Below are 24,523 nucleotides of genomic sequence, written 5' to 3'. Positions count from 1 at the left end.
AATATTGGTAGTTCGGTACGCCGACCATCCGCAATCGATAGATCACGCAGTTTGGGTCCCGGCCTTCGCCGGGACGACACCGAGAATGTGTCGGCCGCGCGCCCTACACTTCCCTTCGGCTCAAAAACGCCAGCCGCTCGAACAGGTGCACGTCCTGCTCGTTCTTGAGCAGCGCGCCGTGCAGCGGCGGGATCAGTTTGCGCGGGTCGCGCTCGCGCAGTTGCTCGACGCTCATGTCCTCGTTGAGCAGCAGCTTGAGCCAGTCGAGCAGCTCCGACGTCGACGGCTTCTTCTTCAGGCCGGGCACCTCGCGCACCTCGAAGAAGATGCGCAGCGCCTCCTCGACGAGGCGCTTCTTGATGCCGGGGAAGTGGACGTCGACGATGCGGCCCATCGTGTCGGCATCGGGGAACTTGATGTAGTGGAAGAAGCAGCGGCGCAGGAAAGCGTCCGGCAGCTCCTTCTCGTTGTTGGAGGTGATCATCATGATCGGGCGCTGCTTGGCCTTGATCGTCTCGCCAGTCTCGTAGACATGGAATTCCATGCGGTCGAGCTCGAGCAGCAGGTCGTTCGGGAATTCGATATCGGCCTTGTCGATCTCGTCGATCAGCAGCACCGGGCGCTGCTCGCTGGTGAAGGCTTCCCAGAGCTTGCCGCGCTTGATGTAGTTCCTGATGTCGGACACGCGGGCGTCGCCGAGCTGGCTGTCACGCAGGCGCGATACCGCGTCGTATTCGTACAGGCCCTGCTGCGCCTTGGTGGTGGACTTGATGTGCCAAGTCAAAAGCGGCGCGTTCAGCGCCTTCGCCACTTCCTCGGCCAGTACGGTCTTGCCGGTGCCGGGCTCGCCCTTCACCAGGAGCGGGCGCTCCAGCACGATCGAGGCGTTGACGGCGACCTTGAGATCGTCGGTCGCAACATAGTCCTTGGTGCCCGTAAATTTCATTGCGTGTCCTTGGGTATCGTCGGCGTGAGGCGCAGGCCCCGGTCGCGACAAGGGAACGGCCGCGCGTGGCGGCCGTTCCTGGTTCGGTCAGGCTTTCAGACCCGTCTTATCAGCGAAAGGATGACCAGCACAATCACCGCGCCAATCGTGGCGTCCACGATGGCGCCGACCGTGCCGGTGGCGAGCGCGATATGCAGCTGCGGCAGCACCCAGCTCGCCACCAGCGCGCCGATGATGCCGACGACCATGTTGCCGATCAGCCCAAATCCCGCCCCGTGGACAATCTTGCCCGCCAGCCAGCCGGCGATGGCGCCGATGATGAGTGCTGCGACAATTCCCATTGCAAACGTCCCCCAAACAACCCCTCGAGGCGGCCAATTCTAGAGCAAAAAGCCTCCCGGTCCAGCGCGGAGCAGTGGCCTGCGCCCCTTGACGTTCGCCACCTGACGGGCAATCTGTCATCCATGTTCCTGCAATTCTTCACCTCTCTGCGCGACGCGCAGGTCCCTGTGACGCTGCGCGAATACCTCACGCTGATGGAGGCGCTCGACGCTGACCTCGCGGACTACACGGTCGAGAATTTCTACTATCTGTCGCGGGCCTCGCTGGTGAAGGACGAGCGCAACCTCGACAAGTTCGATCGCGTCTTCGGCACGGTGTTCAAGGGGCTTGAAAACCTGCTCGACGCCATGGAGAAGGCGGAGATCCCCGAGGAGTGGCTGAAGAAGCTCGCCGAAAAGTACCTCACCGAGGAAGAGAAGAAACAGATCGAGGCCATGGGCTGGGACAAGCTCATGGAGACGTTGAAGAAGCGGCTCGAGGAGCAGAAGGGCCGGCACCAGGGCGGCTCGAAGTGGATCGGCACCGCCGGCACCTCGCCGTTCGGCGCCCACGGCTACAACCCTGAAGGCGTGCGCATCGGCCAGGAGAGAAACCGCAACAACCGCGCCGTGAAGGTATGGGACAAGCGCGAGTTCAAGGATCTTGACGGCAATGTCGAGCTCGGCATCCGCAACATCAAGGTGGCGCTGCGCCGCCTGCGCAAGTTCGCGCGCACCGGTGCGCCTGACGAACTCGATCTCGACACCACGATCCGCGAGACCGCCAATCACGGCTATCTCGACGTGCACATGCGCCCCGAGCGGCGCAATGCGGTGAAGCTTTTGGTGTTCTTCGACATCGGCGGCTCGATGGACGCGCATATCGAGCAGGTCGAGGAGCTGTTCTCGGCGGCGAAGAGCGAGTTCAAGCACATGGAATACTTCTACTTCCACAACTGCCTCTATGAAGGCGTGTGGAAGCAGAACAAGCGCCGCTTCACCGACCGCACGCCGACCTGGGACGTGCTGCACAAATACCCGCACGACTACAAGGTCGTGTTCGTCGGCGACGCTTCGATGAGCCCTTACGAGATCATGGTGCCGGGCGGCTCGGTCGAGCACGTCAACGAGGAGCCCGGCTCGGTCTGGCTCGATCGCATCATCCGCACCTATCCGCATGCGGTGTGGCTGAACCCGGTGCAGCAGAAGCATTGGGACTATTCGGAATCGACCACCATCATCAAACGCATCTTCGCCAACCGCATGTACCCGATCACGATCGAGGGACTTGAGGGGGCGATGAAGGAGTTGACGCACTGATGCATAGTTAGTCCGGCTCGATCGGCGACGGGACTGCGCTCCCTCCCCCGCTTGCGGGGGAGGGCTGGGGAGAGGGTCTCTCCACGAGCGAGGCTCCCCAAGAGGAGAGAGCCCTCACCCGCCGCGCTCGGGACGATGCTTCGCATCGCCCGGGGCGCGTCGACCTCTCCCGCAAGCGGGAGAGGTGACCTCCGCCTCCGGCAGATCGCCTGGGGCGACGACGTAACAAGAGGGAGAACCACATGCCCCAGACCATCACCCGCGGCATCAAGGCGCTGATCGACGAGGCCAATGCCGAGATCGAGACGCTCAGCGCCAAGGACGCCATCGAGATCTCCAAGAACGGCGACGTCGTCATCGTCGACATCCGCGACCCCCGCGAGATCGAGCGCGAGGGCCGCATCCCCGGCGCGTTCGCCTGCACCCGCGGCATGCTCGAATTCTGGATCGATCCGCAGAGCCCCTACGCGAAACCGATCTTCCAGGAGGACAAGAAGTTCGTCTTCCACTGCGCCGGCGGCCTGCGCTCCGCGCTCGCCGCCAAGACCGCGCAGGACATGGGATTGAAGCCCGTCGCCCACATCGCCGGCGGCTACGCCGCCTGGCGCGATGCCGGCGGGCCGACCGAGCAATGGGAGCCGAAGAAGAAGGGGTGAGGTGCTTCGCCGTTGCTCCAATCTCCGCTGTCATTCCCCGCGAAGGCGGGGAATCCAGTACGCCGCAGCCTATCGATTGAATCACAATCGTCTCGGAGTACTGGATCGCCCGGTCAAGCCGGGCGATGACAGCAGAGTTTGACGCGCGCTGCTTCAATCTCACTCGCGCTCTGCACGCCCCGGAATGACTGCAAGGAAAGACAGATGACCCCCACCGATCCCCTCGTCTCCACCGAATGGCTTGCCGCCCACATCAACGACGCCAACGTCAAGGTGCTCGACGCCAGCTTCAAGCTGCCCGGCGTGCTGCCGCTGCCGAAGGACGATTATCTCGCCGCGCATCTGCCCGGCGCCGTGTTCTTCGACGTCGATGCGGTGTCGGATCATTCCAATCCGCTGCCGCACATGTTTCCGAGCGCCGAGCAGTTCGGCCGCGACATCGGCAATCTCGGCATTTCCAATGCCGACACCGTCGTGATCTACGATGCCGGCGGCTGGGTTGCGGCGCCCCGCGCATGGTGGATGTTCCTGTCCTACGGCCACGGCAATGTGCGCATCCTCAATGGCGGCCTGAAGAAGTGGCGCGCTGAGGGCCGCCCCGTCGAGAGCGGCGAGGTGAAGCCGAAGCCCGCGACGTTCAAGGCGAGCTACGATGCAAAGCGCGTGCGCAGCATGCAGCAGCTGATCGCTAACGTCGCAAGCCACGCCGAGCAGGTAATCGACGCACGCGCCGCCGACCGTTTCGAGGGCCGTGCGCCGGAGCCGCGGCCGGGCATCCGCTCCGGCCACATCCCCGGCGCCCGCAACGTGCCCTACAATCTCCTGTTCGATGCCGCGACCGGCACGATGAAGCCGCTCGACGATCTCCGCGCCGCCTTCACCGGCGCCGGCGTCAAGCTAGATGCGCCAATCGTGACGAGCTGCGGCTCGGGCGTCTCGGCCGGCGTGCTGACGCTTGCGCTCTATCGCCTCGGCATCACCGACACCGCGCTCTATGACGGCTCGTGGTCGGAATGGGGCCAGGCCGGCGGCCCGCCGATCGCGACCGGGCCGGCGTAACCTCGTCGCCGCAGCGACGGTTCACTCCCTCGCCCCGCTTGCGGGGAGAGGGTTGGGGTGAGGGGGAGTCCCAGCAGGGGAGGTGAGAGCGAGACTCGCGGAGAGTCCCCCTCACCCGGATTGCATCTTCGATGCAATCCGGCCTCTCCCCGCAAGCGGGGAGAGGCGAAGAAGGAGCGTCAGCGTGTGCGCGCAGTTGTTGTGGCGAACGCCGGCTGCTGACGTCCGAACGGATCGAGTTGCTGCTGCAATTGCTGAGGCGGCGGACGCTGCACCACGCGGTGCCGTTTCTTGGCCTTCGCCTTGCGCTTGGTCGCCTTGCTGTCCGCCTTGATGTCCGCCTTGGCTTTCGCCGGTGGATCCTTCACGGACGTCGCCGCCGGATCGTTCAGCGCGGCCATCTTGGCCGCGGCGGCATCGAGCGCCGAGGAGGCCTGGGCAACACCGGCATCAGGGGTAACACTGGAATCAGCCGGCACCGGCTCGCTGGCGGTCGCGGCAGCAGCAGGCTGCGTCTCGGGAATCGATGCCGTGGTGTCGGCCGGGGTGAGCGTGTCGGTGGCCGCTGGCGCTGTGGCGTCCGCCGTCGGCTCGGGTGTGGCCGGTTCGGTGGTCGGAGTCTGGGCTTCAGGCGCGGCTTCAGTGATCTGGGGCTGAACGTCGGTCTCGGTCGTCGGCGTGGCGACTTGCTCGGGCCCGTTCGCCGGCAAGCCGATGGTCGGTATCTGGTCACGCAGCGACGGGGTGGGCTCGACGGTCACCTCCGGCTCCGGCTGCAATACCGCGAGCACCGGTTGAGCCGGCTCGGGAGCCTGCTGAAACACCTGCTCCTGCGGGCCGTTCCGCCAGGCGGGGTTGCTGACATACTGCTCATGGCTCGCCCGCAGCAGCGCGGCGGCCCCTAGGCCGAACACCAGGATGGAGGTTGACAGCAGGATCGCGGCAAACAGGAAGCGAAAGCCGGGAAGCATCGGTCGGGTTACGAATTTCCGCCCCGGGTTGGGGCCAGGGCCCATGAGCCATCTGAACGCGGTGACGGTACTGATTGCCGCCTTCGCCACGCCGGGATCGGAGCTCAAAGCGGTGACGAATCAGGCTGATTCGACCATATCGCAACGCCTCTCCGCCGTTCCCTAAAATTCGGGCCCGAAAACTCCGGCAATTGATGGCGTGATGCGATTTCTCCCCCGTGATGCAAAGGGGCAACGGTAGTCTTGCGGATCACAAATCGGCAAATCCGGCGCAAATACGCCTGATATGTCTTGAATGTGCCGCTATCTTCGGTCATCTGGCCGTTAACGGTCCGATCGGGCTTGGGGACTATACAAGAGCGATGATGATCAAACATTTTCTGACGATATGCGCTGCCGCGACAGTCGCTGCGGCGGGAACCTCGCTCGCGCAGGCTCAGAGCTATCCGGTCCAGCAGGCGCCGAGCTATGGCGCCCCGGCTGAATATCGCCCAGGCGATCGCACGCCGAATTTCGACGCGCTGGACGAAGACGACGACGCGATGCCGCAGACCTCGCTGCCGGCGCCCGGCCCGGCGGACGATCCGCGCTACGGCCGCCCGGCCGGCGCGCCTCCGGTCTATTCGGCGGCCCCGCCGCAGGGGCCGGTGATGTCGCCGGATGATCCGCGTTATGGCCGTCCGGCTGGCGCTCCGGCCTATTCGGCCGCGGCGCCGCAAGGCCCCGTGATGTCGCCCGACGATCCCCGCTATGGCCGGCCCGCCGGTCCGCCCCCGGTGATCTATGCCGATCGTCCGGGTCAGGGCCAGGCACCGGCCAATGACGGCCTGCGTCCGCCGGAGGCCGTCGGTGGTCCCGCCGCGACCGGTACGGTCCAGGCTGGGCAGCCGCCCGTCGGCGCCGACGGCCGGCCGATGACGGTCGCGTCGTTGCCGCCCGAGGAGCAGCCCGATGCTGCGCCGGCGCAGTTGCCTCAGAACCTGCGCCGCCAGGAAGTCGCGTTCCAGACCAAGGAGCCGGCCGGCACGCTCGTGGTCGATACGCCGAACACCTACCTCTATTACGTGCTCGGCAACGGCCGTGCGATCCGCTACGGCGTCCGCGTCGGCCGCGACGGCTTCACCTGGACCGGCGTACAGAAGATCACCCGCAAGGCCGAGTGGCCGGATTGGCATCCGCCGACCGAGATGATCGAGCGCCAGCCCTATCTGCCGCGCTTCATGGCCGGCGGCCCCGGCAACCCGCTCGGCGCCCGCGCGATGTATCTCGGCTCGACCGTCTACCGCATCCACGGCACCAATCAGCCCTCGACGATCGGCAAGTTCGTTTCCTCCGGCTGTATCGGCATGCTGAACGAGGACGTCTCCGACCTGTTCGACCGCGTCAAGGTCGGCACCCGTGTGGTGGTGCTGCCGGGCGGCCCGCAGCCGGGAACGGCGACCGCCTCCGCCGCGCCAACGCCGAGCGCTGCTGGTCCGGCGCCAATGGCCGCCCAGGCTGGCCCGGTCCCGGGCACGCAGCCGACGGTGGTGCCGCCGCTGCCCGCGCCGGTCACCGTGCGCTAAGCGCTTCGCGCGCATTCGAATTGCAATGGGCGTGCCTTGGCACGCCCATTGTCGTTTCAGGCCATCGTCGTTTCAGGCCAGTGTCGTTTCAGGCCAGCTTCCGCGGCAGCTCGCCGCCCTTGGTGAAGGCGTCGATCGCCTCGACCATCTGCCCGTAATGGATGCGCAAGCCGTCCGCGGTCGCGTAGCCGAGATGCGGCGTCAGCACGAGATTGTCGAGCTTGCGGAAGGGATGGTCGACCGGCAGCGGCTCGACCGAGAACACATCCAAGCCTGCACCTGCGATCCTCCTCTGCTGCAAGGCCTCGAGCAGCGCCTGCTCGTCCACGATCGGCCCGCGCGCGGTGTTGACGAGGAAGGCGGTCGGCTTCATCCGCGCGAGATCGGCGCGGCCGACCAGCCCGCGCGAGCGCTCGCTCAGCACCACGTGGATGGTGATGATATCGGCCTTGGCGAACAGTTCCTCCTTGCTGGCGTAGCCGACGCCGGCCTCCTTGCACTTCTCCGGCGTGAGGTTTGGGCTCCAGGCGATCACGTTCATGCCGAACGCCTTCGCAATCCCCGCCATCTTGCTGCCGAGCTTGCCGAGCCCAACGATGCCGAGCGTCAGTCCTTCGATCTCGACGCCGGCAAAGGTCTGCCAGGGCTCGCCGGCATGCATGCGCGCATTCTCGCGGCCGATGCCGCGGGTCAGCTCCAGGATCAGGCCCATGGTGAGCGGGGCGGTGGGATCGCGCGAATATTGCGTGCCGCCGATGGCGACGCCACGCGCCTTCGCAGCGTCCATGTCGATGGAGGCGTTGCGCATGCCGGAGGTCAAGAGCAGCTTCAGCTTCGGCAGCTTGTCGAACAGGCCCTTGGGGAATGCCGTGCGCTCGCGCATCGCGCAGATGATCTCGAAATCGGCCAGCGCGCTCGCCGCGGCCTGCTCGGAAGCAAATGGGTGGCTGAACACGGTGACGTCGATGCGGTCGGAGAGCTTTGGCCAGTCGGCGACGTCGAGGGCGAGGTTGAAATAGTCGTCGAGAATTGCACAGCGCAGGCGCGTCATCAGCGTTCATCCATGGCGAGAGGTGACGGCGCGAGCGGGGGCGCCCTCGTCGGAACCGGGCCATGGTTGCGCGCAATCAGCCTCGCGCGCAAGCAGCTAGCGTCTTCAAAAATCCGATAGGAGGTCGTCGCTCAGAGGTCGCGGGGCTTCAGGCGGAACGGTGCATCCATGCCGTGCTTGGCGCGCCAGGCCGGGCCGGGGCCGCGCATGTAGTGCAATTCCGGCCGGTACGGGTTGAAGGCGGTGGCGAAGAAGCGCTTCCAGAAGCTCTGGATATCGGAGACGAATCCGGAGACGTGGCCGGCTTCTGCCGGAACATGAAAAGAGTTGGTCTCGATCAGAGCCATGATGCGGCCTCGCTGTGCTCCCGTTCGTTCTGAGCGGGTGGCGCTGTTTCCGCGCGAAACCGAGCTTTGGCCTGATTTATTAAAAGATGGTTTCAATTGTCCGGATCTGCGTCCGGATGGTGTCCGAACCGTATTCATCCGTGGTGAACGGACGGAAAACATTGCCCTTTGGGGACGGGATCGCTACATCGGCGGCAAGCAAATTTCCTCAAATCGAAGGTTTCACGGGACCGATGGCGCGCCAGTTCATCTATTTCATGCAGGGCCTGACCAAGAGCTACCCGACCCGGAAGGTGCTCGATAACATCCATCTGAGCTTCTATCCGGACGCCAAGATCGGCGTGCTCGGCGTCAACGGCTCGGGCAAGTCGACCCTGCTCAAGATCATGGCCGGCCTCGACAAGGAATACACCGGTGAAGCCTGGGTCGCCGAAGGCGCCCGCGTCGGTTATCTCGAGCAGGAGCCGCATCTCGATCCCAAGCTTTCCGTGCGCGAGAACGTCATGCAGGGCGTCGCCAAGCAGAAGGCGATCCTCGACCGCTACAACGAGCTTGCGGTCAATTATTCGGACGAGACCGCCGACGAGATGACCAAGCTGCAGGACGAGATCGAGGCGCAGGGCCTCTGGGATCTCGACAGCAAGGTCGACCAGGCCATGGACGCACTGCGCTGCCCGCCCGACGATGCCGACGTGACGAAACTCTCGGGCGGTGAGCGCCGCCGCGTCGCACTGTGCCGCTTGCTGCTCGACCAGCCCGAGCTCTTGCTGCTGGACGAGCCGACCAACCATCTCGACGCAGAATCGGTATCCTGGCTCGAAGGCCATTTGCGCAACTATCCCGGTGCGATCCTGATCGTCACCCACGACCGCTACTTCCTCGACAATGTCACGGGCTGGATCCTCGAGCTCGATCGCGGCCGCGGCATTCCCTACGAGGGCAACTATTCGTCCTGGCTGGTGCAGAAGCAGAAGCGCCTCGAGCAGGAAGGCCGCGAAGAAGCCGCGCACCAGAAAACGCTGGCCCGCGAGCAGGAATGGGTGGCGTCCTCGCCAAAGGCACGCCAAGCCAAGTCGAAGGCGCGCTACCAGCGCTATGAGGAGCTGCTCAAGCAGGCGAGCGAGAAGCAGACCCAGACCGCGCAGATCATCATCCCGGTCGCCGAGCGCCTCGGCGCCAACGTGGTCGATTTCGAGGGCCTCAGCAAAGGCTATGGCGATCGCCTCCTGATCGACGATCTCACCTTCAAGCTGCCGCCCGGCGGCATCGTCGGTGTGATCGGTGCCAACGGCGCCGGCAAGACCACGCTGTTCAAGATGATCACCGAGCAGGAAACGCCGGACAAGGGCACGATCACGGTCGGCGAGACCGTGCATCTCGGCTATGTCGACCAATCGCGCGACGCGCTCGACGGCAAGAAGACCGTTTGGGAGGAGATCTCCGGCGGCAACGAGCTGATCCTGCTCGGCAAGAAGGAAGTCAATTCGCGCGGCTATTGCTCCTCGTTCAACTTCAAGGGCGCCGACCAGCAGAAGAAGGTCGGTGCGCTCTCCGGTGGTGAACGCAACCGCGTCCATCTCGCCAAGATGCTGAAGTCCGGCGCCAACGTGCTGCTGCTCGACGAGCCGACCAACGATCTCGACGTCGACACGCTGCGCGCGCTCGAAGAGGCGCTGGAGGATTTCGCCGGCTGTGCCGTCATCATCAGCCACGATCGCTGGTTCCTCGACCGCATCGCGACCCACATTCTGGCCTTCGAAGGCGACAGCCACGTCGAATGGTTCGAGGGCAACTTCCAGGACTACGAGAAGGACAAGATGCGCCGGCTCGGCCAGGACAGCATCATTCCGCACCGCGTGAAGTACAAGAAGCTGACGCGGTGATCTCGGCATGATGCGGCGGGCGCTCATCGCTGCGGTGATTGCGATCACCTGTGCTCAGTCGCCCGCCCGCGCCGCCGACGCCGCCTTCACGCAATTCATCGTCTCGCTCTGGCCGGAGGCGCAGGCCGAAGGCGTGTCGCGCGCGACGTTCGAGGAGCAGATACGCTGGCTCGAGCCTGACTACAAGCTGCCCGATCTGATCCTGCCGGGGCGGCCAGCGACCGGCGCACCGTCGCAGGCCGAGTTCGTGCAGGTGCCCGCCGACTACGTCAAAGAAGCCTCGATCGCGCGGCTTGCAGGTGAGGGGCAGCGACTGCTGCAAAAATATCGCACCGCGCTGACCGAGATCGAGAAGAGCTCAGGCGTTCCTGCGACCGTCATGCTCGCGATCTGGGGCCGCGAGACAGACTATGGCCGCTACACGCTGCCTTACGATCTCGTCCGCGTGCTGGCAACGCAGGCCTATGTCGGACGCCGCAAGGATCAGTACCGCAACGAGTTCATCCTCGCGCTCAAGATCCTCGGCGAGGGTGTGGTCACGCGCAAGGACATGCGCTCGTCCTGGGCCGGCGCGACTGGTCTCACGCAATTCCTGCCTTCCGAATATTACAAGCACGGCGTCGACTTCGACGGCGACGGCCGCATCGACATCTGGCATTCGGTGCCGGATGCGCTGGCGTCCGCTGCGCAGCAGCTCGTCAACAAGGGCTGGCAAAGCGGTGTGCGCTGGGCCTACGAGGTGCAGGCACCGGCCAAGGTCGATTGCACCACCGGTGTGCCCGAGGTGACGAAGCCAATCGGCCAATGGCTGCGCGAAGGTTTTGTGCCGGTGCGTGGGCAGAAGCTCAGCGCGGCCGAACAGGCGCAGCCGGCCTCGCTGCTGCAGCCGGAGGGCATCTACGGTCCGTCGTTCCTGAGCACGAAGAACTACTTCGTCATCAAGGAATACAATTTCTCCGATCTCTACGTGCTGTTCGTCGGCCATCTCAGCGACCGCATGATGAGCCCGCTGCCATTCGCAACGCCCTGGTCGGCTTCGAAGCAGTTGCGCACGAAAGACGTCGAGACCATGCAGCGCGGGCTCACGCGCGCCGGACTCTACAAGGACAAGATCGACGGTAAGGCGGGCATGCAGACCCGCGCCGCGCTCGGCGCCTATCAGAAGTCGGCGGGCCTCAAGGTCGATTGCTGGCCAAGTGAAGAGGTGCTGCGCTCGATCCAGGCAGCGCGATAACGGTTCTCGACTTCGGCCAAAAGAAAAAGCCCGGCCGAGATGCTCGGCCGGGCTTCGATCGCAGCGCGAATGCGCGCGTAACGATCAGATCAGTAGCAGACGCGAACCGGCCGGCTGACCCAGCCGTAGCCGTCCCAATACCGCTCACGACGCCAGTAGCAGGGCGCCGGCGGCGGGGGCTCGGCCACGTAAACGGGGCCGCCATAAGCGGGGCGGCTCGACGCGATGGCGCCGCCAACGATCGCGCCGCCGATCAGGCCGGCTGCGATGCCGGCGCCGACGCCGTCACCGGCTTTGGCGGGCGGAGTGGCGGTCACCAGCGAACCGGCGACCGTCGCAACCGTGAGGGCGGCAACTAAAGTCTTCTTCATGCTCAGGGCTCTCCTGGGAGATGGGCTCCCCTTGTTAGAGGTGCCCGGGTTTCAAAGGTTCACGCACACTCTGATGGAATTGGCCGTTGGGCTAGCAAGCGCGCAAATGGTCAATCCACGGTAAACGCACACGGAGCTGTGACGAGAAAAAGCGGTCTTTTTCGGGCCCCGAGATGAACGGCGCATCCGTACTGAACCGGTTCAGGGGCGGCTCAGCCGCAGACTCTGACGCGGCGGACGCGCCAGGCGTAGCCGTCCCAGAAGCGCTGCTTCTGCCAGACGCAGCCGCCGCCGTAATAGTCGTCAGCAACATAGCCCGGGCCGGGGGCGTAGTAGCGGGGCGGATAGTAGCCCGGTTCGTAATAGCCGGGGCCGGGTCCGTAATAATACGGGGAAGCCAGCGCGCCACCGACAATGGCGCCGCCGATGATCCCGGCCGCCACGCCTGCAGCGACGCCGCGCTGCGCATGGGCCGGTGTTCCGGCCGTCAGGGCCAGAGTGACGATGGCAGCAATTGCCAGGAGCGACTTCTTCATTGTTGACCTTTCACACAATCACGCGGGAACTCTTTGGCAGCAGAGTTCCATACTTCGCTTGAATGATCAATGAACGGCACCCTTGCCGGGTACGACAGACTGGTATGGACCGCAGCTCCACACAGGACACGATGATGGGCAACGCGATGATCAATGCATTGATTGCTGCCGGGATCGTTTTCGCGATCGGCTACGGCTGGATCACACACCTCCAGAACCGCGGTCGGCGCTCCCGCGCCGCGGTCGGCAACGATGGAGGGAGTAGCGGCGGTGACAGCTATTCGGGGACGAGCGATGGCTTCTCGCTGGGAAGCTGGTTTTCCAGTGACAGTTCGGGGAGCTCGACTGATGGCGGCAGCTGTTCCAGCAGCGATAGCGGCAGCAGCGGCGGGGATTGCGGTGGCGGCGGTGATGGCGGGGGAGGCGGTGGTGGCGACTAGGTCCGCCGCAATCTTGATCGAACGCAACACCCTATTTTAGAGCCGTTCTAGGATGTTTGCGGGCCAGTTTGGAATAGCTTCAAATACCAGTTTTTCCTTTTGCATCCGGCCGGCCCCTTAAATATCGATGATGGTGCATCACCGAAGGGCCTGCCGCTTCCATGATCGTTTGTTCCTGTAACGTACTGAGCGATGACGACATCCGCGCCGCCGTCGCCGAGTCCGACGACGCCGTGCGCCATGCCAAGCAGGTTTATGGATGCCTCGGTTGTAGCGCCGAATGCGGCCGCTGTGCCCGGACCATCAAGACCATCATCGACGAAGCGCTTGGCCCCTGCGCCCAATCCTGCTGTGCCGGCTGTCCGCACAGCCACGCCGTGGCCGCCAACGACGAACCGGCCGAACCGGCCCAGTTCGCGCTCGCGGCCTGCTGAAAACTTCCTCAACGCTGGCTGAGCTTTCCCCCGGCTGCGTCCCCCCAGCCGGTTGCCGTCGTCCGCAAATTCATTTAGAAGCATTCTAAACTCGGTTTGGGGCCGATTTGGATTGCAAGAGCTGGAGTGAACCATGCAGGCCGACCCAAAAGTCATCGACTATCTCAACAAGGCGCTGCGTCACGAGCTGACTGCGATCAACCAGTACTGGCTGCACTACCGTTTCCTCGACAATTGGGGCCTCCTGGACATGGCCAAGGTCTGGCGCAAGGAGTCCATTGAGGAGATGGAGCACGCCGACAAGCTCACCGCGCGCATCCTGTTCCTCGATGGCTTCCCGAACATGCAGGTGCTCGATCCCCTGCGCATCGGCCAGAACGTCAAAGAGATCATCGAATGCGACCTCGCCGCCGAGATGAGCGCGCGGGCGCTCTACCAGGAAGCGGCGACCTACTGCCATGGCGCCAAGGACTACGTCACGCGTGACCTGTTCGAGAAGCTGATGAGCGACGAGGAGCACCATATCGACTTCCTCGAAACCCAGCTCGACCTGATCGGCCGTATCGGCCTCGAGCTCTACACCCAGAAGCACGTCGGCGGTCTCGAAGGCGAGGGGCACTGAGCTCCGGCACTGGCCGCATACTCCCGTGTCGTCCCGGCGAACGCCGGGACCCATCAGCACAGGAAGTGGTCGTAGCGCGCAACTGGTAACTCCGAGTCTTCGCCAAACCACTCCCTGTGGCTATGGATCCCGGATCTGCGCTGCGCTTGTCCGGGGCGACACTGTGGGTTGTCGCACCGGCTACAACTGCGTCTTGTAGAGTTCTTCCACGCTCTCCTGACTCTGCGGTTCACCCAAGCCCGTCTGGTCGTGAATAACCTCGATGATGCTCGGCATCACCGAGCGCAGCACCTTCTCCGACGACCATAGCTTCGAGCGCATCAGCGCCTTGCCGCAATGGAAATAGACCTCGCTGACGGCGACGTTCAGCACCGCGCGCGGCGGCTTGCCGAATTCCACCATCGCGGCGAGCAGATCCGGATCGGCCGACAGCGTGCCGCGTCCGCCGACGCGCAGTGTCTCGTCGATCCCTGGCACGAAGAACAGCAGATGCACGAAGCCAGAGCCTTCGACGACGTTGCGAAAACTGTCGATCCGGTTGTTGCCGGAGCGGTCGGGCATCAACAGCTGGTTGGGACCGGCGACGTGGACGAAGCCGATGCCGCCGCCGCGCGGCGATGCGTCGACGCTGCCGTCCGCTCCCGATGTCGCGAGCACGCAGAACGGCGACATCTCGATGAATTTCTTCGCATGGGCATCGATCGCCGGACGCGCTTTCGCAATGACGCGCGGCGACGGTTTGGCATAGATGGTGGCGAGGTCTTCGGCGCTAAGATCGGTCAACGGCGTGCCTCCGCTTTCGGCTTGGCCTCAAGCTAACCGATCAGGCGCCTCCAGCCAACGAAATCCATCGCGCTAGACCGCATCGGCCGGCACGAAGCAGCTGATGATTATGGCGCCGCGGTGGTGGACGTACCACACCACGGCCTGACCGACCGGATTGCCGCGGTCGCGGATGATGGCGCGCTCGGGCACCTCCATCCATTGTCCTTCGATCGGCACCCAATAGGCCCCGCCACGTACGTCGTATTCGGTGCGATGGCCGTCGGAAATGTCGCAGCAGGGCACGCCGTTCGGCGCGATCACACTCTTGAACCAGCCGCGGATGTCGGGCGGGACGTGGTCATATTGCCCATTGTCGAACGCGAACGCGGCGCTCGTCAGTGCAGCCAGCCCAACGCACAGTGCGAGCATGCGCATGCGATCCTCCTCATCGCGTGCCGTACCAAAGGCGCGCGATTGTCCCGCGCATCGATTCGTTTCGTTGGCGCGATTAAGCCCGAGCCGTCAGCTCAATGCATGCTCAAATAATATGCGGCGTCGAGCGCTGCATATGATGCGTTGCGAGATGGCGCGCGTGGCGCTCCTACATGGTCCGCTGCGGCGCTATCTTCAGCAATTGCCGAATCTGCTCGCTGTAGAATTTCGCATTGCCGGTGGTTCCGTGGCCGCGCGTCTCGGCGCTTGCGGGGATCAGGAAGAGGCGGGCGTTCTTGACTCGCTTCATCGCAGCGTCCGTGATGCCGGTCTCGGGCGGATTGCGCTCGTCATCGGCGGAATTGATCAGCAACAGCGACGCTTCGATTTGCTCCAGCTTCTCGCCGGCATTGTAGTCGTGCGAAGACTCCCACTGATAGACGAAGTCGTTGGCATCCGCCGTGATCGGTGTCGCGAGCCGATCGTCGACGATCTTGTCGGCCTTGGCTGCCGTCGGCGCCTGCGATTGATAGGCCAGCGTGCCGCCGATGCTGGCGATGCCATAGGCCGTGATGGCGTATTTCATCATGCGCGGCTGGCTGGTGTAATTGCCGCCATTGTAGTCGGGATCGTTGCGGATGGTGTCGAGCATAATCCGCCGCAGCATCCAGTTGCGCGAGGCCATCTCGGTCGGCTGCGAGGCCATCGGGATCAGCGCGTCCATCGCGCTCGGATATTTCTCGCCCCACAACCAAGTGTGCATGCCGCCCATCGAATTGCCGATGACGAGCCGCAGATGCTTGACGCCGAGGCCTTCGGTCACCAGGCGATATTGCGCTTCGACCATGTCGTCGTAGTCGTATTTCGGGAAGCTCGTCTTCATCCCGTCGGACGGTTTTGACGATTTGCCGTGGCCGATACTGTCGGGAATGATGATGTAGTATTTGGAGGCGTCGAGTGGTTGCCCAGCGCCGAACAGCTCGCCGGCAAAAGCGGGCGACAGCATGCTTGCTCCCGAGCCGCCTGTTCCGTGCAGCACCAGCACAGCTTGGCCGCTCGGCTCGCCGACGGTGGTGTAGTGCAGCCGCAGTTCCGGCATGGTCTCGCCGGTGTGGAACTTGAAATCCTTGGCGATCCAGTCGCCCTGCTTCGGCGTCGGATAGTCGGCTGCCAGGACCGATGTCGAAATGGATAGAAGAACGGCCGACAAGGCCGCGCAAGAAGCTCTCATGATCCTCTCCCCGAGCGGCTCGTATTCGGCGGCCGCGTTGCCGCGGAACTTAACAGAAGTGCGGGGAAGGATGTAGGATTTCGTCGCCGCCGATCGTCCTTGGACATATCCGGAGAGACTGCATGTGCCGTAACATCAAGACGCTGTTCAACTTCGAACCACCGGCGACGGAGGACGAGATCCACGCCAGCGCGCTCCAGTTCGTGCGAAAGCTGTCCGGCTTCAACAAGCCGTCACAGGCCAATGAAGAGGTGTTCGAGCGCGCAGTGGCGGAGGTATCGGAGGCCGCGCGGCGGCTGTTGAGCTCGCTGCACACCCATGCGCCGGCGCGCGACCGCGAGGTCGAGGCGGAAAAGGCCAAGGAGCGCTCGCGGCTGAGGTTTGGTTAGCGATCCCAGAGAGCCCATTCCGTGATTTGGCTCACGGAAGAGCGCTACTTACTGCGCGATGATGTCCGCCGGGGTTTCGACAACCCGGAGCATGATCATGAGCCGCCCCCTTCTTCCCTTGAAAGCAGGTGCCGTCACCCTCACGGTGCTGTGGACCGCCTGGATGATGTGGTGGAGCGGCTCCTTCTCGAGCGTGAACACGATCATCCTCGCCCTGTGCGGCGCCGCGGTCGGCTATCTCTGGTATCGGGCCATGCGTTGGCAGTTCGAGCGCATGGGCATGCTCCCGCGACGCGAAAACGAGGAATAGGCTCGTCTGCTAGCCCTTGTTGCCGCGCTTCTTCTTTTTCTTCTTCTTTCCGCGAGTGTCGCCTTCGCCTTCGTCGCTCCCATCATCGGCGATCGGCCCGTCAGTCTCCTGCACGGCGGCCTCCAGCGCCTCGCGCTCGGCGGCTTCACGCTCGCGCTGGCGGCGCCGTTCGTCCCAGGCGTCGAACAGCTGCTCGAGCCACGGCAGCACCTGTTCGATCGACGGCAATTGACCGGGTGGCCCGGCCTCGCCGCGCGGGCCTTGCGGCCCTGCGGGCCCCTGCGGTCCGACAGGCCCCTGCGCGCCCGCCGGTCCGCGCGGACCGGCTTCGCCCTGCTTGCCTTGCGGACCGGCCTTGCCTGGCGGTCCGGCCTTTCCGATCGGCCCCGGCTTGCCTTGCGGACCCGGCTTGCCGCGCGCGCCGTCGGGGCCGCGCCGGCCCGGATGACCCTGCGGTCCCGGCCGTCCCGGCTCGCCCTGCCGCCCGCGCGGTCCCTGAAGTCCCTGCCGTCGTCCCTGATCGTCTGCCACGCCACTGCTCCCCTTTCACGGAAGCAAGCTACTTAGCGGCGTTTGACGACAGCAGCAATTCCGCCCGCGTATCGCACGGGATCGGGCAACATCGATCGGCACCGCGCGCTAATCCTGATAGGCGGGCACTTCGATTCCGGAGGCGGCATAGAGCCGGATCTTGTTGCGCAGCGTGCGCACCGACAGGCCGAGCACGCGCGAGGCGCGCGTGCGGTTGCCGTCGCAGCGCGCCAGCGTCTGAAGCACGAGCTCGCGCTCGACCTCGTCGACGGTGGCGCCGATCAGCAACGGAACGATCTGGTTCGGTGCAAGGAATTGCGCGCCCGGTTCGGACGCAGCGACATGAACAGTGGTCATCAATACACTCCCCGATCAACGCCCGCTTCCACCGTTGGAAGCGGATCGAGAACAAACGACCCCCAAGCCGTAGATCCACGGTGGTCTGGTTTGGTTAATGAAAAGTTAACCGCGGGCGATCGCACCAATTGACCTCAGGAATGCCGCGAAGCCGCCGCGATTGGCGCGGGATGCATGGTGATGCGGGCCCATCTTGCGCGACGCGGCTGTCATGCCCCGCGCTGCCACATCCTCCGCTGTCATGCCCCGCGGAGGCGGGGCAGCCAGTAGGCCGCGGTCCTTCCGTATCCCACAACGGCCTCTGGGATACTGGATCGTCCGCCTGCGCGGACGATGACACTGAGCCAGTGGTAAGAGCTTCCGCGCCCGCTCACACCGTCCGGTATCCGCCGTCCACCATCACGATCGTTCCCGTGACATAGGCCGACAGATCCGAGGCCAGGAAGATCGCGGGTCCCACGATGTCCTCGGGCTTGCCGGTGCGCGCCAGCGGAGTGTGATCGACGAAGGCCTGCACCAGCGCCGGATTGGTTGCGCGCACATTGGCGTTGATGTTGGTCTCGATGAAGCCGGGCCCGATCGCGTTGACGCGCACGCCTTCCTTGCCGAGCTCGACCGCGAGCGCCTTGGTGAAGCCGAGCACGCCGTGCTTCGAGGTTGTATAGGCCGCCGAGCTCGGCGTGCGCAGATGCACGAAGGACTGGATCGAGCCGATATTGACGATGCGGCCCTTGCTCGCGCGCAGGGGCGCGAGGAACGCCTGCGTCATGTTGAAGACGCCGTTGAGATTGAGCGAGATGATGTCGTTCCAGTCCTTCGCCACCGTCTCCGTCTCGGCGGTGAAGGCGTTGCGGCGGGTGATGCCGGCATTGTTGACGAGGATCGAGACCTGCCCGACCTTGTCCGCGACTTGCTTTGCCAGCGCGAAGCAATCGTCACGCTTGGTCACGTCCAGCGCAAAGCTCTCGGCCTTGCCGCCCGCCTTGCGGATCTCCTGGGCGGCCTCCGCGATCGTGTCGGCATTGACGTCGAGCAGCACCACTTGCGCGCCTTCCCGCGCATAGCCGGCCGCGATCGCCCGGCCGATGCCGGAACCGGCGCCGGTGACGACGGCGATGTGGTTTGCGAGCAATGCCATGACAGTTTCCTCCCGTTTTCGTTTCGAAGTTTCACGAAAAGCTAACTCGAAATTAAGGGGTCGGAAACGGCGGCCTTGGCATACTGATCTTCATTGCTAAACGTTGCGCGCATGATGGAACGGCTTGAATCCTGGAAACTCGCACTCGAACGCCTGCGGTCGGCGCAGTCCGCCGACTGGGCCGAGGCCGGCCGGCTCGTGGCCGAGATCGCGCGGATGAGCAGCGACGTCACACTGCGCCAGGCGGCGGAGCAGGCGCTTCCGGTGTTGCGCCAGGCCGTCGACAATGACGATCACAGCGTCACGCTGGCAGCCCAGCGCCGCATCAGCGTGGTGCTCGAGGTCATTCATGATCTGACCGCACCGCGCTTCGGTCGCCGCAATGCCATGCCGAAGAAGCTGTCGAGCGAGGATCGCGCCCGCAAGGTGCTCGGCCTGCCGCTCGCCGTGCAGCTCACTTGCGAGGATATCAATCAAGCCTATCGCCGCGCCGCCAAGGGCATGCATCCCGACCATGGCGGCAGCGCGCAAGCCTTCATCGACCTCGCCGCCGCGCGCGACATCCTGATCCATCCCGGCGCGCACAAGGACGCGTGAGAGCGCCTGGCGATATCTCGTAGGGTGGGCAAAGGCGCAAAGAGCCGTGCCCACCATTTTCTTCACGGATGAAATTGGTGGGCACGCTTCCGCTTTGCCCACCCTACGATTTCTGCTCACGCAGCTCGAAAAAAAAGCGCGGACAAGGACGCGAGGTCCTTGCCCGGTTCTTCGTCCGCCGATCGAATTGTTACCAGGTGCAGTGGCCGTTCATGAGCGCCTGATCCTTCAACATCAGCGCATCGCCGAAGGTCGGCACGGTCGCGCTGACGCGGGAATAGTCGGACGGCCACGGCGTGGTCGGGATGCTCTCGTCCCAGATCTGGCAGAAGCCGGTGTCCTGCCAGCGGATCAGGTGATAGCTGGCTTCGGCAGGGCTCGCAGCGACGAACGCAGTGACGGCAAGACCGACGGCAGCGCAGAGCACGGAAATACGACGCATGATCAGCTCCTCAAAATGAAAGATGGGATGCGCCTCCCGACAATGATGGGAGGGCCGGTGCGGGACGCTTTTGGGCCTGCGCCCCGGACAAGATGTGAGTAGTTCCGCCGGCCGGTCAGGTTCAAAGCGGGCGCGCGGGAAAATGCGCGATTTTGGCTGGAAAAAGCCAAGGCCGCTGCAAAAAGACAAAGGACGGATCGCTCGCGCGACCCGCCCTTCAAATCCGATCCGTTGCGTCAGTTCAGAGCGTGCAACGGCGGTCCGACCGCATCTTGATCTGGAGGTCCGACGCTTCCTGGAAAGTCGGGAGCGGCTTGCTGACGACCTTGTAGGTCGACACCCCCCACTGGAACGGCTTGTACTGCAGGTCCTCGTTCCAGACCTGACAGATGCCGGTGTTGTCCCAGCGGATCACGTAATAGCCGACCTTCGCCGAGGCGGGCACGGCGAACACGGACGAAGCGATGCCGGCAACGGCACAGAGCGCAAGTGCGCGACGCATGAAGTATCTCCTTGTGGGGGGAAGTGGGATCCGAAAATTCGTGCGGGAAAAGCAGGGCCTTTGCAAGCCGGGGAGCGGCCGTTCACGGACATGTCAGTTGCTGCCGCGCATTTGGTTTGGCCGCGTGCCCGACAAGTCACACGTGCTTAAGCGTTGCTCACTTCGAAAGCGACGCCACCGCCTCGATCTCGATCAGCATCTTCGGATCTGGCAGCGCCTGCACCACGCAAGTCGTGCGCGCGGGGTACGGCGGCGGGCCGAAGGCGCCGGCATAGAGCGCGTTCATGGCGGCCACGTCCGAGGCGCGGGTCAGGAGCACGTTGACCTTGACGAGGTCGTGCATGCTCGCGCCCGCATCGACCAGCACCCGCTTGATGTTGACGACGACGTTGGCGAACTGCGCCTCGAACCCATCGGGCAGCGCACCATTGGCGTCGAAGCCGGGAATGCCGGAGACGAACAGGAGATCGCCAACGCGGGTGGCAAAAGACAGCGGCGGTGCCTTGACATGCGGCGGGGGCGCGAAATGCTGGATCGGCATGGGATCACCTCGGGGATGGTCGATAGACGCATGAGCGTAGCGGCAGGCCGGGGCCGCTCAAAACAAAAAATGCGAAAACAACCCCATGCACAGTAGAAAAGGCCAAGCTCATCAGCGCTTTCGGTAAGCCCGAAATAAAAGTTGACTCGTCGGGCAAAACACGGGCAGAATTGCATGATGGCGAGATTGCTTTTGTGGACGAAACTCCTCTGTCATGCCCCGGCTTGACCGGGGCATCCAGTACGCCGCGGCCCGTCGATTCGATCACAACTGTCTCGGAGTACTGGATCGCCCGCCTGCGCGGGCGATGACAGTTGAATGCGTTGCCGCATTTCACGCCTCACGCCTCATTCCTCACACCTCATGCACCGCGCAATCATGTTGCCGCCGCGATCGATCGGATAGATTTGTCGCATCTGATTCGAATCCTGCCTTGAAAAATAGCCCCCGGAGATCCCCATGAAGCTCGCATCCACCTTCCGCGCCGCGCTGGTTGCCATCGCCGCCCTGGCTGGCCTCTCGACGGCGGCACGGGCCGATAGCGGTTTCGTGACGCTGACGATCTACAAGGCAGGCTGGATCATCGGCGGCTCGGGCGGGAGCGGCGTGCTCAACTTCCGCGGCCGCACCTATGGGCTCTCCACCGGCGGGCTCGACTACGGCCTCGTGTTCGGCGGCTCGAAAACCGTGCTGCGCGGCCGCGTCTCCAACATCAACCGTCCCTCGGATGTTGCCGGCGTCTACGGCGCCGCCGGTGCCGGCCTTGCCGTCGGCGCCGGCGCCCGCGCCATCGTGCTGACCAACCAGAAGGGCGCGGTGCTGGAATTGACCGGCCGGCAGGTCGGGTTGATGGCGAATGCGGATCTCAGCGGGCTTGCGATCACGATGCGGTAGGGGCGCCTCAATCTGTAGCCCGCATGAGCGACAGCGACATGCGGGTCGGCTCTCGGCCCCGGATGTCGCTTCGCTCATCCGGGCTACGCTGCCGTCACCGCCGCATGAATCCGCTCGCAATGCGCGACCAGGTTTGCGTGCGCTTCGACGAAGGCCTTCAGCGGCGTCGGGATCGGAAAATAGTGGATGTTGGCGATGAAGCCGTAGATGCCGGCATCGATGCTCGTTGGCGCCGCGCCATGCACGTAGCCGGCAGCCGGCACGATCTCGGCCAGCACCTTGAGATCGGCAAGCCCCCGCGCGTAAGCCTGCTCGGGCGTGTAGCGGCCGATGCCCTGGTAATGATAGCGCTGCGCGTTGTAGGCCTTGGCCTTCTCGAACCCGGCCGCGTCGATCTGCGGATGCTGCGCGATGAAGGCATCGCGGAATGCGGGATAATAGCGCTCGTCCTTCCAGCGCGAATAGGACATCACCCAGTAGAGATCGTCCAGCATGCGCGTGACGAGATGATTGGTGCGCCGCTGTTCCGGTGACAGCAAGGCATCGATGGTGAGGAGATATTTTGCGATCGCATGCGCGATGATGGTCTCGCTGTCGCCGATGGTCTCGCCGTCGTCGATGATGTAGGGCAGCTGCCCGCGCGGCGCGGCGGAGGCATCGAAGACGTGCTCGTGCACGAACGGCACGCCCGCGAGCTTGAAGAAGGCATAGACCTTGAGGCCGTAGCCGTTGTTGTCGGCGACGCCGAACAGCTCTGGGTAGGAATAGAGGTTCAGCATGGGCGGCGGCTCCTCTGGGTTGGCGGAGCCTAGAATGCAAGGGCGCCGAGATGGACGCAATGGCCCGCGGAAGTCGTCACATCCACGGTGTCGTCCCGGCGCAGGCCGGGACCCATACCGCGTGATCTATGTGTTGTGGGCGGGCGTAGTACCGAACGACGAGTCTTCGCCAAACCTCTCCCTGGGAGTATGGGTCCCGGCCTGCGCCGGGACGACGACTGAGTGTGCGGCACCATTCCGAACCTTGCCCCTACGAACGCGATGCGGCGTTGAACACCGCCAGCTGCGCCTCGAACGCCCGCCTGAAAGCCGGCCGCGCTTCGCCGCGGGCGACATAGGCGGCGATCTCAGGATATTCGTCCAGGAGGCCCGATGTGTTCAACCTGCGCAGCACCGTCACCATCAGGAGATCGCCGACGCTGAAGGCGCCATCGAGCCAGTCGGCATCGCCGAGGTGGCGGGACAGTTCGCCGAGCCTGATACGGACGCGATCTTGAAGCATGGGCAGGCGCTCCGCGTACCAGCTCCTGTCGCGCTCGAACAGCATCGCCATCGCGAGCTCGACGATCGGCGGCTCCAGCGTGCTGAGTGCAGCAAACATCCACGCGATCGCACGGCTCCTCGCATTTACATCGACTGGCAGCAGTCCGGCATGACGCTCGGCGATATGGAGCACGATCGCGCCGGACTCGAACAGGGCGAGATCGCCGTCCTCGAAGGTCGGGATCTGCCCGAACGGATGCAGCGCACGGTGCTCCGACTGCTTCATCTGCTCGAACGAGACGAGACGGACGTCGTAGGGCTGGCCGACTTCCTCCAGCGCCCAACGGACCCGCATGTCGCGGGCCTGCCCGCGGCCGCGGTCGGGCGAGTTTTCGAAGGCGGTGATGGTGGGCATCGGGGGGCTCCGGGCGTGATGTATCCAGAGGACGAACGGGTGGGGCGGATTCCGACAGGGTAGTTCATAGAACCTGTAGCCCGCATGAGCGAAGCGACATGCGGGTCAACCGCCGTCCCCGGATATCGCTTCGCTCATCCGGGCTACGAGTTGCCAGCCAATCCACCGGTGTCGTCCTGGCGAAAGCCAGGACCCATACCGCGGAATCTATCGGGTGCGCACGATCGCAGTACCGGACCGCGAGTCTTCGCCAAACTTTTCCCTGGGGTAATGGGTCCTGGCTTTCGCCAGGACGACGAGTGGGCGTGCGGGGTGAGCTGCCCGCCTCGCAAGCGGTCTCGTAGGGTGGGCAAAGGCGCGTTCCTCGCGCGCCGTGCCCACCGCTCTACCGGATTGCGTGGAGAGATGGTGGGCACGGCGCAAGAGCGCCTTTGCCCACCCTACGACTTGATCCAAGCCGCCAACTCCCTCCACGGCTCCAGCGTCCAATGCCCCGACGCCGCGCCCGACGGCGACGGCAGCACGAACACCTCGGCCGGACATTCATCCCGCTTCTGCCGTCCTAGTGCAATCCCGCGCGACGGCCTGCCGTAAAACAAACTCGCCGCCTTTTTGCTCGTGAACGCAATCGTCTGCGGCCGATACTTTTCGATCTTGGCCCTGAACCCCGGCACGTCGATCGTCTCTGCCGCGATCTGGTGATCCATCCCGGCGCCCGACTTGGAGAGATCGGTGAAGCCGATCCCGAGCTCGATCAGCGCTGCGAACTCGCCCGGCTGATAGCGCCGCGGCGTGATCCCGGCCTCATGGATCGCGCGCCAGAAGCGGTTGCCGGGATGGGCATAGTAGTGCCCGAGCTCCGCCGAACGCGTCGAGGCGGCGGTGCCGACGAAGACGAGACGGAGGTTGGGACGGAGCTGGTCCGGGAGGCGGTCCGAGGCGTAAGCGGACAATTCCAACGT

33 protein-coding genes are annotated in these 24,523 nt (G+C 64.4%); 14 read left to right on the top strand and 19 right to left on the bottom strand.

All coding sequences use genetic code 11. From position 1 onward, the window contains the following. Nucleotides 1-103: 103 nt before the first annotated feature. Together BLV07_RS03055 and BLV07_RS03050 are read right to left on the bottom strand one after the other, a co-directional pair. Nucleotides 104-946 (bottom strand): AAA family ATPase, encoded by an 843-nt coding sequence (locus BLV07_RS03055; protein ID WP_091879457.1) that lies wholly within the window; start codon nt 944-946, stop codon nt 104-106. 95 nt (nt 947-1,041) lie between these two features. After that, entirely contained in the window at nt 1,042-1,287 is a 246-nt protein-coding gene (locus BLV07_RS03050) for a GlsB/YeaQ/YmgE family stress response membrane protein (protein WP_091879455.1), read from the bottom strand. Between the two features lie 123 nt (nt 1,288-1,410). Here BLV07_RS03050 and BLV07_RS03045 point away from each other — a divergent pair, with 123 nt between their 5' ends. From BLV07_RS03045 to sseA, 3 genes are all read left to right on the top strand, one after another. Continuing rightward, nucleotides 1,411-2,586, top strand: a complete 1,176-nt coding sequence (locus tag BLV07_RS03045) for a vWA domain-containing protein (RefSeq protein WP_091879452.1) — start codon at nt 1,411-1,413, stop codon at nt 2,584-2,586. Nucleotides 2,587-2,828: 242 nt separating this feature from the next. Beyond that, on the top strand, nt 2,829-3,242 hold the full coding sequence (locus tag BLV07_RS03040; RefSeq protein ID WP_091879449.1) for a rhodanese-like domain-containing protein: 414 nt from the start codon (nt 2,829-2,831) through the stop codon (nt 3,240-3,242). Nucleotides 3,243-3,446: 204 nt separating this feature from the next. Further along, nucleotides 3,447-4,301, top strand: a complete 855-nt coding sequence (sseA, locus tag BLV07_RS03035) for a 3-mercaptopyruvate sulfurtransferase (RefSeq protein WP_091879447.1) — start codon at nt 3,447-3,449, stop codon at nt 4,299-4,301. A gap of 179 nt (nt 4,302-4,480) precedes the next feature. Here sseA and BLV07_RS03030 read toward each other — a convergent pair whose 3' ends face one another. Then, the gene (locus BLV07_RS03030) at nt 4,481-5,272 is read right to left on the bottom strand and encodes a hypothetical protein (RefSeq protein ID WP_091879444.1); all 792 of its coding nucleotides are present in this window, start codon (nt 5,270-5,272) and stop codon (nt 4,481-4,483) included. Nucleotides 5,273-5,315: 43 nt separating this feature from the next. On the opposite strand from BLV07_RS03030, the gene BLV07_RS49685 reads away from it, so the two are divergent. Next, complete coding sequence (locus BLV07_RS49685) at nt 5,316-5,438, top strand: hypothetical protein (protein ID WP_256477639.1); 123 nt, start codon at nt 5,316-5,318, stop codon at nt 5,436-5,438. Nucleotides 5,439-5,637: 199 nt separating this feature from the next. Continuing rightward, the gene (locus tag BLV07_RS03025; RefSeq protein WP_176945308.1) at nt 5,638-6,837 is read left to right on the top strand and encodes a L,D-transpeptidase family protein; all 1,200 of its coding nucleotides are present in this window, start codon (nt 5,638-5,640) and stop codon (nt 6,835-6,837) included. Between the two features lie 88 nt (nt 6,838-6,925). Here BLV07_RS03025 and BLV07_RS03020 read toward each other — a convergent pair whose 3' ends face one another. Continuing rightward, nucleotides 6,926-7,888, bottom strand: a complete 963-nt coding sequence (locus tag BLV07_RS03020; RefSeq protein ID WP_091879438.1) for a D-2-hydroxyacid dehydrogenase family protein — start codon at nt 7,886-7,888, stop codon at nt 6,926-6,928. Between the two features lie 131 nt (nt 7,889-8,019). Further along, the gene (locus tag BLV07_RS03015; protein ID WP_091879435.1) at nt 8,020-8,235 is read right to left on the bottom strand and encodes a hypothetical protein; all 216 of its coding nucleotides are present in this window, start codon (nt 8,233-8,235) and stop codon (nt 8,020-8,022) included. Between the two features lie 233 nt (nt 8,236-8,468). Between BLV07_RS03015 and ettA the strand changes: the two genes are divergently transcribed. Together ettA and BLV07_RS03005 are read left to right on the top strand one after the other, a co-directional pair. Further along, nucleotides 8,469-10,118 (top strand): energy-dependent translational throttle protein EttA, encoded by a 1,650-nt coding sequence (gene ettA, locus BLV07_RS03010; RefSeq protein ID WP_091879432.1) that lies wholly within the window; start codon nt 8,469-8,471, stop codon nt 10,116-10,118. 7 nt (nt 10,119-10,125) lie between these two features. After that, complete coding sequence (locus BLV07_RS03005) at nt 10,126-11,352, top strand: lytic murein transglycosylase (protein ID WP_091879428.1); 1,227 nt, start codon at nt 10,126-10,128, stop codon at nt 11,350-11,352. Nucleotides 11,353-11,441: 89 nt separating this feature from the next. On the opposite strand, the gene BLV07_RS03000 is transcribed toward BLV07_RS03005, so the two are convergent. After that, nucleotides 11,442-11,723 (bottom strand): hypothetical protein, encoded by a 282-nt coding sequence (locus BLV07_RS03000; protein WP_091879425.1) that lies wholly within the window; start codon nt 11,721-11,723, stop codon nt 11,442-11,444. Nucleotides 11,724-11,935: 212 nt separating this feature from the next. Next, nucleotides 11,936-12,259 (bottom strand): hypothetical protein, encoded by a 324-nt coding sequence (locus BLV07_RS02995; RefSeq protein ID WP_091879422.1) that lies wholly within the window; start codon nt 12,257-12,259, stop codon nt 11,936-11,938. A gap of 131 nt (nt 12,260-12,390) precedes the next feature. Here BLV07_RS02995 and BLV07_RS02990 point away from each other — a divergent pair, with 131 nt between their 5' ends. The 3 genes from BLV07_RS02990 to bfr all read left to right on the top strand — a co-directional run bounded on the left by BLV07_RS02990 (nt 12,391) and on the right by bfr (nt 13,755). Then, entirely contained in the window at nt 12,391-12,699 is a 309-nt protein-coding gene (locus tag BLV07_RS02990) for a hypothetical protein (protein ID WP_091880331.1), read from the top strand. A 161-nt stretch (nt 12,700-12,860) separates the two neighbouring features. Beyond that, entirely contained in the window at nt 12,861-13,133 is a 273-nt protein-coding gene (locus BLV07_RS02985; protein WP_091879419.1) for a (2Fe-2S)-binding protein, read from the top strand. A gap of 133 nt (nt 13,134-13,266) precedes the next feature. Next, entirely contained in the window at nt 13,267-13,755 is a 489-nt protein-coding gene (bfr, locus tag BLV07_RS02980; protein ID WP_091879416.1) for a bacterioferritin, read from the top strand. A 180-nt stretch (nt 13,756-13,935) separates the two neighbouring features. Here bfr and BLV07_RS02975 read toward each other — a convergent pair whose 3' ends face one another. From BLV07_RS02975 to BLV07_RS02965, 3 genes are all read right to left on the bottom strand, one after another. Further along, a complete protein-coding gene (locus BLV07_RS02975) occupies nt 13,936-14,538 on the bottom strand; it encodes an MSMEG_1061 family FMN-dependent PPOX-type flavoprotein (protein WP_091879413.1) in 603 nt (200 codons plus the stop codon). Nucleotides 14,539-14,610: 72 nt separating this feature from the next. After that, on the bottom strand, nt 14,611-14,955 hold the full coding sequence (locus BLV07_RS02970; RefSeq protein ID WP_091879410.1) for a hypothetical protein: 345 nt from the start codon (nt 14,953-14,955) through the stop codon (nt 14,611-14,613). A 166-nt stretch (nt 14,956-15,121) separates the two neighbouring features. Then, on the bottom strand, nt 15,122-16,183 hold the full coding sequence (locus tag BLV07_RS02965; protein WP_091879407.1) for an alpha/beta fold hydrolase: 1,062 nt from the start codon (nt 16,181-16,183) through the stop codon (nt 15,122-15,124). A gap of 122 nt (nt 16,184-16,305) precedes the next feature. Here BLV07_RS02965 and BLV07_RS02960 point away from each other — a divergent pair, with 122 nt between their 5' ends. Then, nucleotides 16,306-16,572 carry a DUF2277 domain-containing protein gene (locus BLV07_RS02960; RefSeq protein ID WP_091879404.1) on the top strand — a complete coding sequence of 89 codons (267 nt, stop codon included), beginning with the start codon at nt 16,306-16,308 and terminating at the stop codon, nt 16,570-16,572. Nucleotides 16,573-16,669: 97 nt separating this feature from the next. Continuing rightward, the gene (locus BLV07_RS02955; protein WP_091880329.1) at nt 16,670-16,882 is read left to right on the top strand and encodes a hypothetical protein; all 213 of its coding nucleotides are present in this window, start codon (nt 16,670-16,672) and stop codon (nt 16,880-16,882) included. Nucleotides 16,883-16,891: 9 nt separating this feature from the next. On the opposite strand, the gene BLV07_RS02950 is transcribed toward BLV07_RS02955, so the two are convergent. The 3 genes from BLV07_RS02950 to BLV07_RS02940 form a co-directional block, all read right to left on the bottom strand. Beyond that, nucleotides 16,892-17,413 carry a collagen-like domain-containing protein gene (locus BLV07_RS02950; RefSeq protein WP_091879401.1) on the bottom strand — a complete coding sequence of 174 codons (522 nt, stop codon included), beginning with the start codon at nt 17,411-17,413 and terminating at the stop codon, nt 16,892-16,894. A 108-nt stretch (nt 17,414-17,521) separates the two neighbouring features. Next, nucleotides 17,522-17,770, bottom strand: a complete 249-nt coding sequence (locus BLV07_RS02945; RefSeq protein ID WP_091879398.1) for a helix-turn-helix domain-containing protein — start codon at nt 17,768-17,770, stop codon at nt 17,522-17,524. Nucleotides 17,771-18,140: 370 nt separating this feature from the next. Next, nucleotides 18,141-18,908, bottom strand: coding sequence for an SDR family NAD(P)-dependent oxidoreductase (locus BLV07_RS02940; RefSeq protein ID WP_091879395.1), 768 nt, complete (start codon nt 18,906-18,908; stop codon nt 18,141-18,143). A 111-nt stretch (nt 18,909-19,019) separates the two neighbouring features. Between BLV07_RS02940 and BLV07_RS02935 the strand changes: the two genes are divergently transcribed. Further along, nucleotides 19,020-19,505: a molecular chaperone DnaJ gene (locus BLV07_RS02935; RefSeq protein WP_091879393.1), complete on the top strand. Its 486-nt coding sequence runs from the start codon at nt 19,020-19,022 to the stop codon at nt 19,503-19,505. A 190-nt stretch (nt 19,506-19,695) separates the two neighbouring features. Here BLV07_RS02935 and BLV07_RS02930 read toward each other — a convergent pair whose 3' ends face one another. The 3 genes from BLV07_RS02930 to BLV07_RS02920 all read right to left on the bottom strand — a co-directional run bounded on the left by BLV07_RS02930 (nt 19,696) and on the right by BLV07_RS02920 (nt 20,990). Beyond that, nucleotides 19,696-19,947 carry a hypothetical protein gene (locus BLV07_RS02930; protein ID WP_091879390.1) on the bottom strand — a complete coding sequence of 84 codons (252 nt, stop codon included), beginning with the start codon at nt 19,945-19,947 and terminating at the stop codon, nt 19,696-19,698. A gap of 241 nt (nt 19,948-20,188) precedes the next feature. After that, entirely contained in the window at nt 20,189-20,449 is a 261-nt protein-coding gene (locus BLV07_RS02925; RefSeq protein ID WP_091879387.1) for a hypothetical protein, read from the bottom strand. Nucleotides 20,450-20,606: 157 nt separating this feature from the next. Next, nucleotides 20,607-20,990, bottom strand: a complete 384-nt coding sequence (locus BLV07_RS02920; protein ID WP_091879384.1) for a RidA family protein — start codon at nt 20,988-20,990, stop codon at nt 20,607-20,609. Nucleotides 20,991-21,449: 459 nt separating this feature from the next. On the opposite strand from BLV07_RS02920, the gene BLV07_RS02910 reads away from it, so the two are divergent. Continuing rightward, nucleotides 21,450-21,884 (top strand): hypothetical protein, encoded by a 435-nt coding sequence (locus BLV07_RS02910; protein ID WP_091879378.1) that lies wholly within the window; start codon nt 21,450-21,452, stop codon nt 21,882-21,884. 83 nt (nt 21,885-21,967) lie between these two features. Here BLV07_RS02910 and BLV07_RS02905 read toward each other — a convergent pair whose 3' ends face one another. From BLV07_RS02905 to BLV07_RS02895, 3 genes are all read right to left on the bottom strand, one after another. Further along, nucleotides 21,968-22,663 (bottom strand): glutathione S-transferase family protein, encoded by a 696-nt coding sequence (locus BLV07_RS02905; RefSeq protein WP_176945307.1) that lies wholly within the window; start codon nt 22,661-22,663, stop codon nt 21,968-21,970. 250 nt (nt 22,664-22,913) lie between these two features. Beyond that, entirely contained in the window at nt 22,914-23,561 is a 648-nt protein-coding gene (locus BLV07_RS02900) for a glutathione S-transferase family protein (RefSeq protein WP_091879372.1), read from the bottom strand. 440 nt (nt 23,562-24,001) lie between these two features. After that, nucleotides 24,002-24,514: a mismatch-specific DNA-glycosylase gene (locus BLV07_RS02895; protein WP_091879369.1), complete on the bottom strand. Its 513-nt coding sequence runs from the start codon at nt 24,512-24,514 to the stop codon at nt 24,002-24,004. Nucleotides 24,515-24,523: the final 9 nt, after the last annotated feature.

Source organism: Bradyrhizobium sp. Rc2d (assembly GCF_900099855.1).
Taxonomy (GTDB): domain Bacteria; phylum Pseudomonadota; class Alphaproteobacteria; order Rhizobiales; family Xanthobacteraceae; genus Bradyrhizobium.
The sequence above is the reverse complement of the archived record's forward strand: the minus strand, read 5'-3'. Positions and strand labels throughout refer to the sequence as shown.